12 protein-coding genes and 1 riboswitch are annotated in these 20,072 nt (G+C 50.8%); of the genes, 1 reads left to right on the top strand and 11 read right to left on the bottom strand.

Features of this window, described 5'->3' with window-relative positions; all coding sequences use genetic code 11:
• Positions 1-12: 12 nt before the first annotated feature.
• From BM412_RS25210 to BM412_RS25225, 4 genes are all read right to left on the bottom strand, one after another.
• The gene (locus BM412_RS25210) at positions 13-1,818 is read right to left on the bottom strand and encodes an ABC transporter ATP-binding protein (protein ID WP_091224403.1); all 1,806 of its coding nucleotides are present in this window, start codon (positions 1,816-1,818) and stop codon (positions 13-15) included.
• A 252-nt stretch (positions 1,819-2,070) separates the two neighbouring features.
• Positions 2,071-3,813 carry an ABC transporter ATP-binding protein gene (locus tag BM412_RS25215; protein ID WP_091224638.1) on the bottom strand — a complete coding sequence of 581 codons (1,743 nt, stop codon included), beginning with the start codon at positions 3,811-3,813 and terminating at the stop codon, positions 2,071-2,073.
• Between the two features lie 212 nt (positions 3,814-4,025).
• Complete coding sequence (locus tag BM412_RS25220; protein ID WP_091224405.1) at positions 4,026-4,934, bottom strand: DMT family transporter; 909 nt, start codon at positions 4,932-4,934, stop codon at positions 4,026-4,028.
• Between the two features lie 23 nt (positions 4,935-4,957).
• Positions 4,958-5,275 carry an MGMT family protein gene (locus BM412_RS25225; RefSeq protein ID WP_091224408.1) on the bottom strand — a complete coding sequence of 106 codons (318 nt, stop codon included), beginning with the start codon at positions 5,273-5,275 and terminating at the stop codon, positions 4,958-4,960.
• A gap of 163 nt (positions 5,276-5,438) precedes the next feature.
• Between BM412_RS25225 and BM412_RS25230 the strand changes: the two genes are divergently transcribed.
• Positions 5,439-6,671, top strand: coding sequence for an aminopeptidase (locus BM412_RS25230; RefSeq protein WP_091224410.1), 1,233 nt, complete (start codon positions 5,439-5,441; stop codon positions 6,669-6,671).
• A gap of 378 nt (positions 6,672-7,049) precedes the next feature.
• On the opposite strand, the gene BM412_RS25235 is transcribed toward BM412_RS25230, so the two are convergent.
• The 7 genes from BM412_RS25235 to BM412_RS25265 form a co-directional block, all read right to left on the bottom strand.
• Entirely contained in the window at positions 7,050-11,783 is a 4,734-nt protein-coding gene (locus tag BM412_RS25235) for an S-layer homology domain-containing protein (RefSeq protein ID WP_218163183.1), read from the bottom strand.
• A 74-nt stretch (positions 11,784-11,857) separates the two neighbouring features.
• Positions 11,858-13,390 (bottom strand): O-antigen ligase family protein, encoded by a 1,533-nt coding sequence (locus BM412_RS25240; protein WP_091224414.1) that lies wholly within the window; start codon positions 13,388-13,390, stop codon positions 11,858-11,860.
• Between the two features lie 43 nt (positions 13,391-13,433).
• Positions 13,434-14,156: an amino acid ABC transporter ATP-binding protein gene (locus BM412_RS25245; RefSeq protein WP_091224639.1), complete on the bottom strand. Its 723-nt coding sequence runs from the start codon at positions 14,154-14,156 to the stop codon at positions 13,434-13,436.
• 14 nt (positions 14,157-14,170) lie between these two features.
• Complete coding sequence (locus BM412_RS25250) at positions 14,171-14,818, bottom strand: amino acid ABC transporter permease (RefSeq protein WP_091224416.1); 648 nt, start codon at positions 14,816-14,818, stop codon at positions 14,171-14,173.
• 123 nt (positions 14,819-14,941) lie between these two features.
• A complete protein-coding gene (locus BM412_RS25255; protein WP_091224418.1) occupies positions 14,942-15,772 on the bottom strand; it encodes a basic amino acid ABC transporter substrate-binding protein in 831 nt (276 codons plus the stop codon).
• 159 nt (positions 15,773-15,931) lie between these two features.
• Positions 15,932-18,262: a histidine kinase gene (locus tag BM412_RS25260; RefSeq protein WP_091224420.1), complete on the bottom strand. Its 2,331-nt coding sequence runs from the start codon at positions 18,260-18,262 to the stop codon at positions 15,932-15,934.
• Positions 18,263-18,455: 193 nt separating this feature from the next.
• A riboswitch (cyclic di-AMP (ydaO/yuaA leader) is annotated at positions 18,456-18,608 on the bottom strand.
• 201 nt (positions 18,609-18,809) lie between these two features.
• Positions 18,810-20,069, bottom strand: a complete 1,260-nt coding sequence (locus BM412_RS25265; protein ID WP_091224422.1) for a DUF445 domain-containing protein — start codon at positions 20,067-20,069, stop codon at positions 18,810-18,812.
• Between the last annotated feature and the right edge of the window lie 3 nt (positions 20,070-20,072).

The raw sequence follows: 20,072 nt of genomic DNA on the forward strand, positions 1-20,072 counted from the left end.
ACCGTCCTCAGGTTACATGCTCTTACTTGTTGCCGCAGCACCCGCGGCAATGTCCGTTCCCGCGGGGACATCAGCTGCAGCCGATGCCTGCTCGCCCGTTTGCAGCTGATACATCTTAAAGTATCTACCCTGCAGCGCCATCAGCTCGCGGTGATTGCCACGCTCCACGATCTCGCCGCGGTGCAGCACGAGAATCTGATCCGCCTCGCGGATCGTCGAGAGACGGTGCGCGATCACGAGCGTTGTGCGCCCTTCGCTGACAACCTTCAGCGCCTGCTGGATCAATCCTTCCGTTTCGCTGTCGATGCTGGCCGTCGCCTCATCCAAGATCAGAATGGAAGGGTCGAACGCCAGCGCCCGAGCAAACGAGATCAGCTGCCGCTGCCCGGATGACAGCGTGCTTCCGCGTTCAACGACCTGTTCATCATAGCCGCCGGGCAGCTGCTCGATGAACGGAGCGGCTCCGACTTCGCGCAGCGCATCCTTCACGCGGTCGATGCTAATGTCCTTGTTGTATAAGCTGACGTTGAACTTGATATCGCCTGCGAACAAGAACGGATCCTGCAGCACGATGCCCATATGCTTGCGCAAAGCCTGCTTCGAGAAGCTGCTTATATCGCGTCCATCGATGGTGATAACACCCTGCTGCGGCTCATAGAAGCCGAGCAGCAGGTTCATGATGGAGCTTTTGCCTGAGCCGGTGTGGCCGACAAGCGCAACCGTCTCGCCTCTGCGCGCTTCAAACGAGATGCCCTTCAGCACATTCTCGCCTTCCTTATAAGCAAAGGTCACGTTGTTGAATTTCACGACGCCTTCCGGACGGTTAACGCCTGCCGTATCTTCAACTTCCTTGCCTTCGATGTCCATGATCGCGAACACCTTCTCCGCCGATACAAAAGCACGCTGCGCATTGGTCAGCTGATCGAATATCCCGATAATCGGCTGGAAGATCCGGCCCATGTAATCGATAAATGCGTAGAACACCCCGAAGGAAATCGCCGTCTGCAGCGACTCTCTTCCGAAATACCACACCACATAAGCCGTCACCAAACTGCCGATGGTACCTACGATATTACGGGAAGACAGAGAGAACACCCGAAACTGCTTCACTTGATTCACATAACGATCCTCGTTCAGCACCTCGAATTCCTCGATCGTCACCTTTTCCCTGCGAAACGCTTGAATGATCGGCATGACGACGATCGATTCATTAATCATTGCGTTCATATCACTCAGCCTGGCGCGCATGATGGTAATGAAGACCTTCGAGTATTTCAAATGCACATACATGATCACAACGAACAATGGCGGCAGCAGGAGAGCGTACAACGCCAGCCGCGCATCCAGTATAAACAGTGCTGTGTAAATCCCCGCCAGCTGCACAAGACTGACAACGAACGTGGCCATGAAGCTCATAAACAGATCTCGCACAGCCTCCGTATCGTTCGCAATCCGTGAGACGACCTGACCAATCGGGGTGTTATCAAAATACTTCAGCGGAATACGTCCGATATGCCGCATCAAGTCAATCCTCATGTTCTTGATAATGCGCAGCGCTGTCGCTTGCAGCAGGTAAGACTGCGTAAAGTTACATACGCTCGCCGTGAGCAGAAGCCCCATGTAGAGGCCCAGCAGCCTAAGCACTGCGCCGATATCTCGTTCATCAATCGATAGATGCTTGTCGATGATGGTCTTGGTAATATACGGTCCGCCGAGCTCGGCGCCGACCGCGCAGCAAAGGATGAGCAGCGCCGCAACAATGCGGTATTTGTAGACGAGCGCATAGCCGAGAAGCCTTCTCGTCGTCGATGGATTCATAGCTACCTCCTGAATTCGGATGCCCGTAAGCGGGCTGATTTGTTGGCGATCAAGCTGGGCTTGGCCGCCCTGTTTTCGACAGACCTAGCTCATGCCGGCCACTGATTATTCCCCTAGTATCGACAGACCTAGCTCACTCCAGGCGCAGATTACGCCCCTTGTATTGACAGACCTAGCTCACACCAGCCGCAGATTACGCCCCTTGTATTGACAGACCTAGCTCACACCAGCCGCTGATTAGGCTGTTTATCACTAGTCTTCCAAACTCGCTTCCATCTGCTGCCGGTCCCATTGCTGCCTGTACCAGCCGCCGAAATGCATGAGCTCTTCATGCGTGCCTTCTTCCACGATCCGGCCATCATCGAGAACCAAAATCCAGTCCGCATGGCTGACGGCGGATAAACGGTGTGTGGCGATAAAGGTCGTCTTGCCTGCCCGCTCCTGACGGATGTTATGGAGGATGCGGCTTTCCGTTCTGGCATCCACCGCTGACAAGGCATCATCCAGCAGCAAAATCTCCGAATCCACGAGCAGTGCCCTCGCGATGGCGAGCCGCTGCTTCTGTCCGCCGGAGAGCATGACGCCGTTCTCGCCGACAATCGTGCCCAGTCCTTCCGGCATCGTGGCGATATCCGAGGTGAAGGAGGCCATCTCGACCGCTTTTGCAATCTCGGCTTCCGAAGCCTGAGGTTTGCCAAGCGCGATATTATCGCTGATCGACTTCGAGAGCAGCAGATGCTCCTGCGGCACATAAGCGATCCAGCGTTTCACTTGATCGATGGCGATCTGCTCAACAGGAATCCCCGAAATGAGCAGCTGCTTCTCATCAAGCGGGTATTGTCTGAGCAGCTGCTTCAGCAGCGTGCTCTTCCCGCTCCCCGTACGGCCGACGATGCCAAGCGTCTGCCCTCGCTCAAGCGTGAACGATATCTCGCGCAAACTAGGCTGATTCGCCGTCGGATAAGTAAACGTGAGCCCCTTCATCTCAATTGTCGTCGGGACAGTCACCGCTACCGGTGATGCCGCATCCGCAAGATCCGGCTCCTGTTTGAATGCTTGCTCCAACCGATCGGCGGAAGCACTCCCCCGCTGAAGAACGTTGATAAACTCACCGAAGGAAATCATCGGCCAAATTAACATCCCTAAATAAATATTAAAGGAGATTAACTGTCCCAGCGTAATCTCATCATGAAACACCAGATAGCTGCCATACCCAATGCCAATGGAGTAACTGACACCTACAATGAGGGAGATCAGCGGCTGAAACATCGCATTCAGAATCGATACTTCACGGTTGCGATCCATGACCTCCGTCGTCACTTGGTCAAAGGCCGTCAGATCATGTTTCTCCTGCACGTAGGAACGAACTACTCGGATACCCGAGATCGATTCCAGCGCATGATTGTTCATTTTGCCAAAAGCATCCTGAGCCGCCATGAACCGAACCCGCACTCGCTGTCCGAGCTTGTTGATCACGACGGCCAACAGTGGCAGCGGAATCAATGCCGCTAACATAAGCTTGTAGTCGATCAGCGAGATCATCGTAATAATGACGACCGATGCGCCAACGAGCGTATTCACGAGCGTCATAACCCCATAGCCGGCCGTGTTGCCGATAGCCAGAATATCGTTGGTCGCCAGCGCCATAAGCTGACCGGTATTGTTACGATGGAAGAACGACGGCGTCATGCGTGTCAGATGCGCCAGAAACCGTCCGCGGAGCAGCTTCTCGATCAGCACCGAGTTGCCGAACAAGGTCGTGATCCAAATATATACGAGCACATATAAGAGCAATGAGAGACTAACCAGCAGCAGCACCGTGCTGCTCAGCTGAGAAGCCGTCAGCGTATGCTCGCGAATGCGGTCAATGGTGTTCCCGATCATTTTCGGCGGAACCGTCGTTAACAAGCTGACCACCGTCATCAAGCTGATGGCAAGCGTGTAATGCATCCATCTGAGTTTAAAAAACCATTGAAGCCGTGTCACGAAAGACAAGTTATTGCCCCCTTTATCCATTCTTCCAAAAATGACTAATTTAATTGTACCTCTTACTATATGAATACACCAACATAGCATCATGCATCCTTATCGTAATTTGCCCCAAACCGGATATTTCCTGCCAAAAGCAAACCCGCCTTCGAGCTGCTCGCAAAATGGACAGCCAAGTCGGGTCTATCGTTTTCACCTATCTTCGTTACGCTTCTTGCTCAATGAACACTTCGCGGCTTTAACGCTGCCTCGCGCCTTGGCTTCCGGCTTGCCAGGAAGACGCCGAAGAGGATAATGACAAGCCCTGCGAGCATGTTCCACTTGATTGCTTCGTTCAACAGGACCGAACCCCAGATTAATGCGGTCGAGGGTACCAAATACGTAACCATCGAGGCGAATTCAGCGCTGCCTTTCTCGACCATATAGTAGAACAGGATGTAGGCAAAACCGGAACCAAATATCCCAAGCCCGATAATATGCGAAACATTGCTCATATCGGTCACGTTTGGCAGCGTAATGGATTCTGTGGAGAATGCGAGCGTGCCGCTGACAATCGTACTGCTAAGCAGCGTCCCGTATGTAATTTGGTACATCGAGCAGCCTCGAACGGACAGCCTTTTGGACAATTGCGAACCCACTGCATAACAGAATGTTGCGGTCAGCATGCCGATCAAGCCGATACCATTGACCGATAGCAGCGCGCCCGGCCGAATGCCGAGCAGAATCACCAGTCCGATTGTGGCTACGCCGATACCGACCCACTGCATGTAATGCGATTTGCTCCGGAAGAAGAGAATGCCCACGATAATCGTCCACACCGGCGTCATCGCATTCAAGATCGAAGCCATGCTGCTCGTCAGATGCTGCTCGCTGAATCCGATCAGCGTCCAAGGCAGCGCCGTATTGATTAGTGCCATGATGAACATCGCCGGCCACGGCAGGCTCCGGAAAGCAAATGATTTCTTGAAAATCAGCATAATGAGCAGCACGACAACCAGTCCGCAGGATGAACGCAGAAACGCGATCGACCACGGGCCAAAGTCATGCAGCAATTGTTTAATAAAATAAAATGAACCGCCCCAAATGAGACTTAACAGCAGAAGCGCGACATAGATGAGTCTGGGCAACCTGTAATCCTTCTTTCTATTTCTTAATAATTGGGTTCGGGCTCAAACCGGTATTCCCCCAAATCGATCGTGCCGGCGGGACTCACGTACACGCCTTCACCCTCAAGCAGTACACGCTGCATATAGCGCCCTTCACCGTCGCCGATGGCGATTTCGCCTTTACCGTTAATGACGCGGTGCCACGGCAATCCATGCTTCTCGCTCATGGAATGAAGAATACGTACCACTTGCCTCGCCCCTCTGGGGCTGCCGGCCTGTGCCGCGATCTGACCGTACGTCATGACCGTGCCTGATGGGATATTCGCGATAACTGCAATGACTTGTTGCGTAAATGGCGTCATGACGCACCTCCTTTAATCTCTATAGTATACACCCTACGCAGCCTGCCCCTGCAAGCAAAGTTGAGGATTCCACCCCCTCTACCCCCCGCAAAATTCCCCCCTTAGGGAAAAGCTAGGCTTATATGTTAGAATAAATTTATTCTGTCTTGTAGGAGTGAGTCTATTGCCTAATTTTCAAGAGAAACTCGAGCGTTACGCAGCTCTTGCTGTTGAGGTCGGCGTAAACGTACAGCCCGGCCAAACCCTAGTGATTTCTACATCCCTGTCATGCGCGCCATTCGTGCGTCTTGTCGTGAAGAAAGCTTATGAAGTCGGCGCCAAAAACGTGCACGTGGAGTGGAATGACGATGTCGTCACTCGCACCAAATACGAGCTTGCCCCAGACGAAGCCTTTACGGAATATCCGGAGTGGCGCGCGAAGGGCTGGGAGCAGATGGCTGCCGATAACGCGGCATTCCTCAGCATCATCGCACCTAACCCGGATCTGCTGAAAGGCACGAAGCCCGAGCGGATCGCCAATGCGAACAAAGCGGCAGGCATCGCGCTGAAGTCATGGAGAAGCTACACCATGTCCGACAAAGTCAGCTGGTCCATCGTTGCCGTTCCATCCCCGGATTGGGCGGCTAAAGTGTTCCCGGATGTAGAACCGGACCGCCAAGAGGATGCGCTCTGGGATGCCATCTTCGCCGCAACCCGCATGAACGAAGAAGATCCGGTCGCGGCATGGAAATCGCACATTGAAGTGCTGGATACGAAAGCATCCCACTTAAACGAGAAGAAATTCCGCAAGCTGCACTATACGGCGCCGGGAACCGATCTTACGATCGAGCTGGCTCCGGGCCATATCTGGATCAGCGCGGGCAGCGAGAACGCGAAGGGCGATATCTTCGTAGCGAACATGCCGACAGAGGAAGTCTTCACGGCTCCGCTAAGAGGCGGCGTGAATGGCACGGTGTCCAGCACGAAGCCGCTTAGCTACGGCGGCAACCTGATCAAGGACTTCTCTCTGACGTTCAAGGATGGTCAAATCATTGACGTGCAAGCCGAAGAAGGGCTTGAAGTCCTTAAGAACCTTGTCGCTACCGACGATGGCGCCGCTTACCTCGGCGAAGTCGCCCTGGTTCCGCATCGTTCCCCGATCTCGGATACGAACCTTGTGTTCTACAACACGCTGTTTGACGAGAATGCTTCCTGTCACTTGGCAATCGGCAAAGCCTATGCTTTCTGTATTGAAGGCGGAAAAACGATGTCCGAGGACGAGCAAGTCGCGAACGGCCTCAACAACAGCCTAGTCCACGTCGACTTCATGATCGGCTCCGCAGAGTTGAACATCGAAGGCGAACGCGTCGACGGCACGAAAGAAACGCTGTTCCGCAACGGTAACTGGGCGTTCTAATAAAGAAATGGCTGCTCGAGAAGAGAAATCCCCTCTCGGGCAGCCATTTTTTGTTTAAGACAAATTGTAACGGTTGCCAGCGAGCCTATTTCATAAGAAAAACCGCTTTTAAGATTGTAACGGTTGTGACAGCCGTTCTATCAAGCAAAATGGTCAAATTTGATACGAAAATGCCCATATAGGCTCGGTGGCAACCGTTAGAGAATAAAAACGGACTTTTGATGGGAAATAGCCGCTGTAACAACCGTTACATATGGCCGAAGCTCGAATTTTGTACCGACAACAAGGAGAAACCCACGTTATGGATAACGTGGGTTTCTCTATAAACGGACCACCAATCCTTAATCGGAACGGTGCTTCTTGCTTCCTGCAATGCAATTACAGTTTCGCGATCAGAAGCGCCGCTTCTGCGCGAGTTGCGTAACCTTTCGGTAGGAACATATTCTGTTCGCGACCTTGGACCATACCAAGGCTGGATGCTGCATTTACTGCATTTGCAGCCCATGCGCTGATGGAGCTCTGATCCGCAAACGCCGCATCGGCCGACTGAGCGTCCGCTTTCTCGCCGGAGATGATCTCGTATGCTTTCATCAGCATGACGACCATCTCTTCACGCGTTACTTTTGCATCCGGCGCAAATGTAGTAGCAGTACGCCCTTGCACAATTCCCGCTTCAGCTGCTGCCGTCACTTCATCTTCGTACCATTTGCCGCTTGCTACGTCGCTGAACTTATTCTTTCCACTCGCTTTAAGGTTCAGCTTGCGTGCCAAGAAAGCTGCAAACTCAGCGCGAGTTACTTCTTTCGTCGGTCCAAACAACGAATCGGTTACGCCTTCTACCACGTGCTCTGCGGAAAGCTTCGCAATAGCATCCGCTGCCCAGTGGGTTGCGCTAATATCGCTGTAGGTTTTCTTAAATTCCAGAACCGCGTATTTACTGAAGTGGCTTACATCCGCTACCAAGAAGCCATCTACCAATTTACCGCCGACATACTCCAGCTTACCATCGTCGCCGATGTAGTACACGCCAAGCAGGTCGGTCTTTGCACCATCAGCTACTTTCAACTTCAGCGTAATCGGAGCATCGAATTGGGACAGTTTCACTTCTTTGCCATCCTTGGTTTTGATGGAGAGCGTGAATTCAAAAACATCTCCCGCTAGTTTCACATTGGCATTCGAAGTTCCGCCACTGCCATTAAGCGCGGATTTAACAGTGTCTTCCGACGCTTTCTCGAAGGAGAACGAGATTTGTGCATCCTTCAATGCATCTGCAGGAATCAATCCTTGCAGCTCCGTAATCAACTCATTCGGAATCACTGCAGACACCGTAGCATTTCCAACCGTAATTTCGCTTGCGCCGGTATATGCATCGGCGCTTGCCGGAAGTAGTACACCTGAGTCATCTTTTCCAAGCTCGACAATTACTTTATCTCCATCTTTCTTAAGATCGCCTGGAGCTACTACTGTGGTACCCGGTACTTCAGGAGTGGACGGCATAATAATGCCTCCGCCCCCACCAATTATAATGTTTACGTGTGGTGTTGCGCTTACTGTAGCTTGCTCCGACTCATTGCCGGCTTTATCTACTGCAGCAACCTTGATTTGATATGCTTTGCCATTTTCCAAATCGTTAAGCTTAAGACTTGTCGCTGTGATTGGGCTTGCCGTCACCAACGTGCCGTCCCGATATACGTTATATCCGGCCAAGTCTGCTTCCGTATTCGCTGTCCAGGACACGGTTACATTGCCGTCACCTTCAGAAGCTTGCAATCCTGTCGGTTTCTTTGGTGCTGTTTGATCGTGTGGCGTAGCGCTGACTGCAGCTTGCTCCGACTCATTGCCTGCCGTATCTACTGCAGTAACCTTGATTTGATACGTCTTGCCATTTTCCAACTCGTTAAGCTTGAGACTTGTCGCTGTGATCGGGCTTGCCGTCACCAACGTGCCGTCTCGATATACGTTATATCCGGCCAAGTCTGCTTCCGTATTCGCCGTCCAGGACACGGTTACATTGCCGTCGCCGGAAACACTTTCCAGTCCCGTCGGTTTTAAAGGTGCTTCATTACCCACAACAAGATCATATCGGGCATCTGCGAAATTCACGAACGTGAACAGTTCCTCATGATCGTTGTCTGTAAGATTAGCAGACATTTCCATCGCATTCGAAATGGTATCAGGCAGACGAATTTCATCCCCATCAATAGAATCCGTCATCCGAAGCTTATAGGTCTCAGAGAAATCCAATCCGCTATCGATTATGAAATACAAGTGATAATCTTCCTCACCGAAAATTTCCACGCTGCTTATTGGATATTCGGTGCCATGGCTATCAACCAACTCAAAGTCGGATGCCGATATGTGTTCTTTATTCAAGGTAAAAGGAATCGTAATACGCTCACCTGCATTTAAAGAACTCACACCGTTAAGTCCAATACTCAAAAAGGAAGTAGTAGCATCGTCCGTATAAATGGTTTCAGCCGATTTACTGATTGGATTAAACGTAGCGAGAGTATCCCCCGCTTTCAGCTTGTAGCCCTTAGGTTTGCTGTTAATAAAACCAATGCTGTTAAACACACTCGGAATTCGAATCTTAAATGCATCACTCTTGTCCGATTCCATTCCGTTCGTACCTACTGCTGTAACCTCAAAGCTTTGGAGGCTAAGCGGTGCAAGATTATGAATAAAAAATATCTTTTGCGTGGTTTCACCTATTTTTTTACCATTCTGATACACATTGAAATGATCCAGTCCAATTGCCGCTCCTACATTTAACCACTGAATTGACAAGCTCGTCTCTCCGCCATCATATGAAAAGCCATATTGATTCTCAAAAACCGGTATCGCCGGGGATCCTTCAGGCATAGATGTGATAGAAGCTTGAGGCGATTCATTGCCCGCATGATCAACTGCAGAGACACTGACATTATAGGACCTGAAATTCTCCAATCCGGTTAAGGTATAACTTGTCGTACCTGCCGGTCTTTGTGCGAAGAATTTACCATCCAGATAAATCTTATAGTTATTCAAATCTTCCTCTGAATTCGCAGCCCACGATACCGTAATCGACTTATCGCCTGCCAGTCCTTCCAGGGCGGTCGGTTTTGCCGGTGCCGTTACATCTGATCCATCGGTCAACACCAGCTCAGAGTCGATATCTCCGAAAGTGATATTGGTACCATTGTCATAATCATTATCGGATAGATAGGCGGACATTAACATCGAATTCGTAACCGTATCCGGCAGTTTGATTTCATCTCCGTAAATAGAGCTGGACAGCTGCAGGGTGTACGTTTCAGAAAAATCTAATCCGCTATCAATTGTAAATGACAGGTAAGGCTCGTCTTCCCCATTGACGTTCATACCGCGGATTGGCATTTGTTTTCCTTGACTATCAACCAATTGAAAATCCGCTGCTGTCAGATGAGCTCGATTTAAAGTGAATGGAACGGTACTCCACTCTCCATTGACATATGCGTGCACTCCGCCAAGATGAACCATAAAATAGGATTGAGTAGCATCGTCTGAATACATACTATCAGCCGATTTATCGATTGGATTGAATGTGACAAGAACGTCTCCGGCCTTCATGGTATAGCCCTTCGGCTTTTCGTTAATAAAATCAAGCCTGTTGTACGGGCTAGGTACACGAAGTTTATAAGGTTTGCTCTTCTCGGATTCGATACCTGCGCGATTTACCGCGGTAACCTCGAAACTTTGAATACTAAGCGGTTTAATTTGATTGAAGGTATAGGACAAAGTCGAGGATTCGCCAACTTTTACCCCATTTTGATAAATATTATAATGATCGACATTCACCGCGTTCTCATCTTCCCAATTAATGTCTAAATGAGTCCCTTCCTCATTGTGCCAATACCCATATCCCGGTTTAAGCACAGGGGCCGGATTTGGGATAAGTGTGGGATCGCCTACAACCAAGTCCGTCTTGTAGTCACTGAAGAACACTTGTGTTAAATCAGAGAAACTGTTATCGGTCAGATAAGCAGCCATCAATAGAGAGTTAGAATTCGCATCTGGCAAGCTGATTTCATCGCCATCGATGGAGTCAGCCATTCGCAATGTATACGTCTCCGAGAAATCCCATCCTCCGTCGATTTCAACGGCTAAATAATAGTTTCCATCTATGGGGTAAATATTCAGAGTACTAATAGGAAGACTGTTATTCTGACTATCAACCAACTCGAAATCGGATGCCGACAGATGTTCTTGATTCAACGTAAACGGTACGGAAGCTTTGCCCGTCGATGCTTGTCCAAGCAAGACAGTCAAATAAGATTCAGTTGCATCATTCGTATAAATAGATTCTGAATCTTTATCAATCGGATTGAGCGTTACAAGGGAGTCCCCGGCCTGCAACGTATAACCCTTTGGTTTTTCGTTCATAAATTCGAGGTGGTTAAAGTAGCTTTGAATACGCAGTTTGTAGGGCTTACTCTTCTGCGATTCTTGACCCTTAGTATCTACCATCGAAACTTCAAAACTATGTACGCTTAGCGGCTCTAGCTGCAGCACCTCGTAGTAGGCGCTTGTCGATTCACCTATTTTGACTCCGTCCATATATACATTAAAGTGGTCCAGATCAAATATTATCGGAGCGTACCATGTAAAGGATACATTCGTCTTACCGGATTCATACCAGTAATCAAATCCGCCATGGATCTCCGGCACAGGCGGAGCATCATTCTTCTCAGCCGAATAATAGACATCATCCCTTACGGATGGCGTCAACTCGGTTACCTTCGAAAGATCCGGTCCCTCATACACCGATATTTTATCCAGAGTATGCCCCGTTCCGATATTGCCATGAATTCGATACGAGTACACATCGTCACGAACGTAAACATTGTCACGTACCAAGTATGAACCTGGCGTTATGTTCACCTTATCTGCGATGTCGAGAAATTCTCCATTCTCACTTAGCGACAATCCGACCGTATCGGAGTCCGAATAAATCTCGCCGGAAACATTTCCGGTAGATGCGTCATAATCAATCTTGATGAAGCTGGCTGCATAAGCCAAAACCGGCATGCAAATAGTGAGCAGTAAGCAGCTCAACACAGCGATGCTTATTCTGCGCATAATGGATCGTTTCAACATTTATTCCCCCTAGTAGATGTATACCTTCCCATATTAAGAGACAACCTACCATATTTCAACAATTAAATAGATCAACGTTCCCATTTTTTAAGATTTTGTGTAGAAAAAAGAGACTTCTGCATCCGCTGATAGACCGAGTACCCGGGAAGCATCCGATTCGCTAGATCTATTTCTCGGCCGGCCGCTTCTATGAAGTTGCGGTCTTTAGTCTCATTAACGTAATTGACATATGCTTTAGCCAGCTCATAATGCACTGAATGTGCCCAGGGCAGTAATACTCCTGCCTTTTCAAGAGCCGATGAAGCTCGTTCCAGCTTGTCCACTGCAGGAGTCGAAGATGCTTTTACACCTTGTGACTTCAAGCTATATCCGACCGCACTCCAACTGAAGCCGACCGCTAGAAGCAGGCAGAGCAAAAGAATTGCATTGCGCACGCCACGCCCAGCGATTCGCTTCCCTTCATGTTCCGGCAGCATTTCAGCGCCAAACATTACAAACAGTCCGAAGCACAGCGGAAATGCAAATTCAATATCGAATGCAATATGCAGCAATATAACGATAATCAAGAATAGTCTTAACGTAGTTTGGGATCCACCACGTAACCCTGAGCGCAGGACAAGCACTACCAATCCAACAAAAGCCAGCAAACCCAGTAGACCTACATCGAGCCACAATTGCAAATAGAATTGATGGACGTACTTTACGAAATAACCCGGAGGATGAACGATTGCCCAGCCGCCACCTCCGTAACCAAGCAGCCAATGCTGCTTGATCAGCTGCCAGCTGTCACTCCAATAGATCCGGCGAAGCTCAAATTCAGCTGTCCCCCAGCTTATGTTCATGACTCGGCTCGTATATCGTAGGCCAGCCGCAGCAATGGCCACGAATAGAACCAGCAACCCAAGCCCCACCAAGGCAGCAGCCCGGCCTCTATTCTGCTTACGATCAGCTCGAAGCCAATACCGCACCGCTTCAATGGCGGCAAAGAGCAGAAACAGCAGCAATACCGCACGCGACTGAGTAAGAAACAATCCGATACCTTGGACCGCGATAAGCGCAATATATCGTTTCCCTTTCCCTTGTAAATAAGCACGCCATCCCAGTCCCATTCCAGATAAGAGTATGATTGCCAGCACATTGGCATAGCCAAATGTCGACTCCAACCGTCCTTCTCGAAATAATCCAAACGCAAGTCCCCATACCGTTAGGAAAGCACCAAGCCAAGCCCATTGCCTCATAAGCGCATCTCGTTTGCCTATAGACAGTGAAGCAAACATCAAAGCTACTGGCAATAAGCTCGACATTCGCCCTGCTTCCAGGATCGCCCCTTCCAAATCGACCGCATAGATGCAGGATAGCCAATAGCAGCCAATGAGCAGCAGCAACCAACCATGAAGCATCGTCACCCGCAGCGGCACGGAACGCCAAATACAAAAAGCCAAACCAATAAAGAGCAGCGCATTTAACGACAAAAAGGGTACTTCAAAGAAGTACCCTGCGCAGAACGCACCTACCCAGAGGTAGGCCGTCAATAAGCCATATGGAAGTGAATCCGATTTGTTGGTTTCTTTCGTTAGTGTAGTCATAGTTACATGGTTCGACATGCAAACGATAATCTCCTACTACAGCCACTCATTCTTCCGTCTCTTACAGCACCTTCGACAAGAACGCCTTCGTCCGTTCCTGCTGCGGACGTTCGAAGATCTGCGCCGGCGTGCCCTGCTCGACGATGTAGCCTTGCTCCATGAAGATGACGCGGTCGCCTACTTCGCGGGCGAAACCCATCTCATGCGTGACGACGACCATCGTCATGCCTTCTTTCGCCAGCTGCTTCATGACGGCAAGCACCTCGCCGACCATCTCCGGGTCGAGCGCCGATGTCGGCTCGTCGAAGAGCATGATCTTCGGCTCCATCGCGAGTGCGCGCGCAATCGCGACGCGCTGGGATTGACCGCCGGAGAGCGAAGCCGGATATGCGTTTGCTTTGTCGGCCAAGCCTACCTTCTCGAGAAGCTCCATCGCCTTGGCGCGTGCTTTCTGAGCCGGCCATTTGCGAATTTGAACGGGGCCCAGCGTAATATTATCCAGCACCTTCAGATGCGGGAACAGATTGAACTGTTGAAACACCATGCCAACCTCGGTACGAATACTTGTAATGCTCGTATTCTTGTCCATAAGCGATTGGCCTTCGATTACAATGTTGCCGCCTGTCGGCTCTTCCAACAGGTTAAGGCAACGCAGAAACGTCGATTTGCCTGATCCGGAAGGGCCAATGACAACGACAACCTCTTGGCTGTTGATGTCGACATTAATATCTTTGAGCACGACGTTCGAGCCGAACGCCTTAGACAACCCGGTAACTTGAATGATTGGACTCATGTGCATTACACTTTCCTTTCCAATGCATTGAGCAGCTTGCTTAATGAGTAAGTAAGAATGAAGTAGATGAATGCGGCAGTCAGGTACGGCTCCCATACACGGATGTACTGCCCTTTCATGACGTTGCTCCAATACATAATCTCAGGCGCCGTAATAAGCGCAACCAGTGAGGAGTCCTTCACGAGGACGATAAATTCATTGCCGAAAGCCGGAATCATTCGTTTGATCGCCTGCGGAAGCACGATGAAACGCATCGTTTGCGCATGGGTCATCCCAAGCGACTTGGCCGCTTCTGTCTGACCTTTGTCGATGGACTGAATACCAGCCCTGTATATTTCAGCCGTGTAGGCTGCTGCGTTCAAGGATAAGGCGGTAATCGCGGCGATAATCGCATTCGTTTTACCGTAAACGAGCGGAATAAGACCGAAGTGCACGATATAAATCTGCACGAGCAACGGAGTTCCGCGGAAAAAGTTGATGTAAGACTGCATCGGCCACCGCAAGAACCAGCGACTCGACATTTTGCCGAAGCTAACGATCAAACCCAGAATTGAACCAAGCAGAATACCCGATAAAGAAATTAAGATTGTGTACATCGTCCCCTTCAATAGAAGCGGCGCGTAATCCCAAATAATATCAAATCTAAAATCCATCCTAATTCGCCCTTTCGTCTTCTCTACACCGATGATTAGCCTAAGCTACAGCGAATACGATTACCTTTACTGCTGACAAGAACAAAGGACATGCGCCAATAACGCATGCCCTTCGCGTCCCTATTACTTCGCGTTTAGCAGATTAGCCGTATTCGGCTCTTCGCCGAACCATTTTTTATACACTTCTGCATATTTGCCGTTTTCGATGATCGTTTTGATCGCCGGATCCAGCTTCGCTTTCAAATCGCTGCCTTTCGGATACAGAATGCCGTAATACTCCGGCGTAAAGTTTGTTGTATCCGAAATTTCAACGTATTTCTTGTCCGGGTTATTCTTGATGTAATCACGAACGATCGCGATATCGGCAACAACCGCATCTGCGCCGCCTTGATCAAGCTCAAGCAAAGCTACTGCATTGCTGTCGAACTTCTTCAAATCCGTGTTGCTGTTACCCATGATCTTCGTCATAAGCGTATCCGCTGTCGTACCGCTTTGAACCGCAACTTTCTTGTCTTTCAGGTCAAGGGCGCTCTTAATGTCGCTGCCTTCCTTCACCATGATCACGTTGATGGATTCAAAATACGGCATCGAGTAGTCGTACGTTTGTTTGCGGTCATCGGTAATCGAAATACTGGAGACACCCGCGTGATATTCCGTGCCTTGCTTCACGCCTTCCAGCATGCCGTCCCAGCCCGTGTTGTCCACTTCATACTTCACGCCGGCTTCAGCCATAACAGCCTCAAGGAACTCGATATCGAAGCCCGTGATTTTGTCTTTGTCCATATATTCCATTGGAGCATAAGCTGCATCTGTTGCAAATTTGTACGTTGTATCTTCACTGCTGTTGCCTGCTTCGCTGCCTGTGTTTGTGTTATTGTTGGTCTTCGCGCCACAACCAGAGAGAATTACTGCTGTCACTAATGTAAGAATAGCTATAATATACCACTTTTTCATTCTGCTTCCCCCTACCAGTTATCTTTAATACACTAAAGATTCTATCAAGAAAAGAGGGTGGTTTCAATTTAAATTTTTAAATTGTTAGGTAATCTCACATATTACCATATTAAATGGATATCCACGGTCATGAATAAATGTTTACCCAAACCCCTGAATCTATTCTTCTCCGATTTCGATGTTTGGATTAAAATCCGCTACAACAAGCACATCCATGTGCCTTCCTTCACGCAAAATGGTGTCGACCACGCATTTATTGCGCAGCTTGCTCCAGAAGCCCTGACCGGACTGACCGAGTACCATTTGCGTGCTTTTCAGCACATTCGCCTTTGCCAGCAAAGCGGCAGGGACATCATTACGCGAGACGTTGCGCTCGACCTCGAACGTTCCGCCTAGGCGCGCCGTCAGCTCCTGAAGCTCTTCAATCCGCTCCTCTTCGCCCGGCACCGCATCCGTTTGCACGTAATGAACATGCCAATCCGCTTTGAGCCGATGCGCAATCCGGAAGCCGCGGCGAATGAGCCGCTCCGCTTTCTTGTTCACCGTTACCGCAACGAAGATGGATTCATGACGGCGCCACGGGCCGCGCAGCGAGCCGTTGCGTTCCCACGATTCCAGACGTTCATCGACGTCGTCAGCGATCTCCCGCAGAGCAAGCTCGCGCAGCGCAATCAGATTACCTGTCTTGAAGAAGCCGCAGAGCGCGTCCTCAACGTCGCACATTTTATAGATATGACCTTCCCGCATCCGCTGCTGCAGTGTGTCAGGCGCCACATCGATCAACTCAACCTCATCGGCGAGGCGCAGCATCATGTCCGGAACCGTCTCCTTCACGGCCGTCCCCGTAATCTGCTCCACCGCATCCTTCAGGCTTTCCAGATGGTGGACGTTCATTGTCGCAATGACCGATATGCCGGCATTCAAAATCTCCTGCACGTCCTCGTACCGCCGCTTGTTCCGGCAGCTCGGCGCATTGGTGTGGGCCAGCTCATCGATGAGCACAACTTCGGGATTGCGCGCAATAATCGCGTCCACGTCCATCTCCGAGTAAACCTGGCCATCGCCGTCAATGGTCAGACGAGGCACCACTTCAAGACGGCCGGCCTGATCCTGCGTTTCCGCACGGTCATGCGTCTCCATAAGGCCAACCACCACATCGATTTCTTTGCGAAGCAAATCGTTGCCCTCGCGAAGCATCATATAAGACTTGCCCGCTCCCGGCGCCGCGCCGACATAAACCTTGAATTTACCGCGGCGAATCCGCTCGATCTTCTTCTCTACCTCTTGCGCACTCAGCCTCCGGTACGGCTCGGCGGTCATCTTCGGCGTCGCCCGTTTCGTTGGCAATACCCGCTCTCCCTCATGCTCGGCTCTGTCCGCCATGAAGAAAACGTCAATGTTGCGCATCTGTTTCAGCACGCTGCCCGCGATAGAGCCCTGGGCAATCTCCTGTGCGCGCGTCTGCTTGGAATGCCCCATAACGATGCGGGTCGCATTAATCAGCATCGCGTATTTAATGAGCGCGCGCGGGATTTGTCTTCTATTATTGACCAAAATCTCTCTAAAGCCGGCATCCACCTTCTCGGTCAGCTTCAGAATGGAACGTTTGAAATCTTCTCTTTCCTTCGTAGGCTCCTGGCTCGAATCCAGGAAGACGACAACCTCCAGGTCGCCGCTAAGACGCTTCGCAATTTGCTGCCCGCGCCGGATATAGATGGAACCGTTCCAGTGATACTGGGCCGCTACCAAGATGCGTTCCGTAGCGCCGGACGGCCCGATGAAGCCCTGCTCCTCGCGGTATTTCTCCAGAGACTCGTTCACGCCCTCGGCCATCAGCCGCAGGGCAATCTCTCTGAGCTTGCCAAGGTTCCCGCGCTTGAGCAGCCCGGGATCTTTAATATTGTTTAGACGCCCTTCATTCAGGCGTGACAGAATCGTTTCCGGCGAAGCATCGATTAACCGCACCTCGTCCGCCAATTCAAGCAGATCCGCTGACACCGTACATTCCGCTGTGATGCCTGTCAATTTCTGCGCAAGCTCGGTTACCCCTTCGAGTTCGTATACATTCACGGTTGTAATGATACTGATACCGTGACTCAGAAGAAACTGGATGTCCTCCAGACGCGTCGGAAATTTCGCTTCCGGACGATTCTCGTGCGCGAGTCCGTCAACGAGCAGCACCTCCGGATTCCGTTCCAGAATGGCATCCAAATTAAGATCCTTCTTCTCCACGTCCCCCTTATACCAATGAATGCTCGGGATCCGTTCCAAATCAGCAAGCTGCTCCACCGTTTCAGGCCGGCGCATCGTCGATACTGCGCAGATGACAACCTCAATGCCTTGCTGCTTAAGCGCTTGCCCTTCACGCAGCATATGATAGGTTTTACCTGAGCCGCTCACAGCACCAACATAAATTTTAAGACGGCCGCGATGAATTTTGGAGATGGATAAGAGCATTTCTTCAGGGGTTTTGCGGCGGTAACCAGCCATGACAACTTCGCCTTCCTTTCTACATCTTTAAACTTACATAATCTTCGCAAACTTATTCTTCTTTGTGTCCATCCTTACCTAATAAACAGCACAAAAAAGAAGCCTGCAGGGAATTGCCTCTTTAACACAGAGGAACGCCTCTCGCGGCTTCTAGGCACAAGTTATCATCAAAGTGTCTATTGCACGAACAATCGTTGCCTCTCTTATACGCTTTCGAGGTTAGCTGACGGATTCGGGCGTGAGAGTCGCCCTACTTAAAGCATCGACCAAACGGTCTGTTCTTCAAGATTCACCCCAGATGAGTGGTTCCCCCGATTTCTGTTCAGAAATTCAGCGCTATAGCAGAAGATTAAGCATGAATCGTATGTTACGCCTGCGCATGTCTTTTGTAAAGGAATGCCGCAAACGGTTTCGTTCTCATTTCCAGCCAACTGGCGCGAATATAACGCTTACAATGGAGTCGATCGCAAGCAGTCTCCCTCTACCTCACTAATTTGCCGTTTCTCGCAAATAAGGCGAAATAGAACGGACTGCCCGCTGCTTCCCGCTAGTTATAACCGAAGCCCATTTCAATTAACCGCAGCAGCAGCCCGATCAGGAAGCCGCAAACGGCGCCATTGACCCGAATCCATTGCAAGTCCTGCCCCACTTTGTCTTCAATTAACTCCACGAGCTGATCATTGTCGAGTCGATCGAGATTCTCCTTCACGAACGAGCCGATCTTCGTGTGATTGCGTTCAATGAGTCCGGCGATTTGCCCTTTCAGCCATTGCTCGGCATCCTGGACCAAACCTTGGTTCTCCTCCAAGCGATCGAGCAGGCTCTCCAGCATCGGCCAGACCTTGGCTGCAAAATCCTCCGAGTGAAGGAATGCGATGCCTTTCTCGCGCAGAGATTCGAACAACCGCGTCATCTCGCCATCCAGATCAAAGGAAGCGAGCAGCTCGTCGCGCAGCGCATCGAGCTGTCCGGTTTCGGCCAACCGCGAGATCAACATCTCCAGCCCTTGATGCAGATGCTTCATTATAACGGCGCGCCGGTCGGTGCCTTGTACCTTGAGCTCATGGATCTTCGTCAAAATAAAGGATTGCAGCATCGTACCCAGTCGATCCTCATCCAGATAACCGATGAACGCGTTGACCGCAAATTGCATCAGTCCGCCCAGATTGAGCCCTTTCACGAGCTGCATCGCCGCATTGCCCAGCTCGCGGCGCATCCCTTCCGTGCTCGCCCACTCTTCCGCGCGCTCCAGCAGCAGATCAAGCAAGCGCTCGTCTACGCCATTCTCCACCGCGTTTCGCAGGAAGCCGCGTAGCGCTGCTTCCAGATCGATTCGCTCCACCGCGGAGCGAATTTCCCCCGAGAGAACAGGGACGAGCTTCTCCAGCTCGATCGCGCGCAGCGCTCCCTCGAGCAGATGCGGTAGGCGCTCGCTGTGTACAGCCGAATGAGCCGCCTGCCGAAGGGCCGGCAGCAGCTGCTTCGCAAGCTCGATCTGCTGCAGCTTCTCGATCATGCTCTCTTTGGCCAGCAGCCGATCTTCCAGCACGCGCACGATGCCATCCGACATTTTCTTGCGATTGCGAGGTAACAGAGCCGTATGCGGAATCGGAATGCGCAGCGGATGGCGAAACAGCGCCGTCACCGCAAACCAATCCGCGAGCCCCCCGATGACGCCGGCCTCGAAGCCGACATGCAGCAAGCTGAGCCCCGCGCCGCCGAAAGGCAGCGTAGCTGCGAAACCCGTCGCCATGACACCCAGCGATATATTGGCAATATGTTTATTTTTTCTCAAATCGTTCGCCATGTT

This window comes from Paenibacillus sp. BC26, assembly GCF_900116125.1.
In the GTDB taxonomy this organism is placed as follows: Bacteria; Bacillota; Bacilli; order Paenibacillales; family Paenibacillaceae; genus Paenibacillus_Z; species Paenibacillus_Z lignilyticus.

Bases quoted from the DNA above. Each gene is read 5' to 3' on its own strand.
- BM412_RS25210 (WP_091224403.1), bottom strand. From the start codon at position 1,818: ATGAATCCATCGACGACGAGAAGGCTTCTCGGCTATGCGCTCGTCTAC.
- BM412_RS25225 (WP_091224408.1), bottom strand. From the start codon at position 5,275: ATGACGCCATTTACGCAACAAGTCATTGCAGTTATCGCGAATATCCCA.
- BM412_RS25240 (WP_091224414.1), bottom strand. From the start codon at position 13,390: ATGTCGAACCATGTAACTATGACTACACTAACGAAAGAAACCAACAAA.
- BM412_RS25250 (WP_091224416.1), bottom strand. From the start codon at position 14,818: ATGGATTTTAGATTTGATATTATTTGGGATTACGCGCCGCTTCTATTG.
- BM412_RS25255 (WP_091224418.1), bottom strand. From the start codon at position 15,772: ATGAAAAAGTGGTATATTATAGCTATTCTTACATTAGTGACAGCAGTA.
- BM412_RS25260 (WP_091224420.1), bottom strand. From the start codon at position 18,262: ATGGCTGGTTACCGCCGCAAAACCCCTGAAGAAATGCTCTTATCCATC.
- BM412_RS25265 (WP_091224422.1), bottom strand. From the start codon at position 20,069: ATGGCGAACGATTTGAGAAAAAATAAACATATTGCCAATATATCGCTG.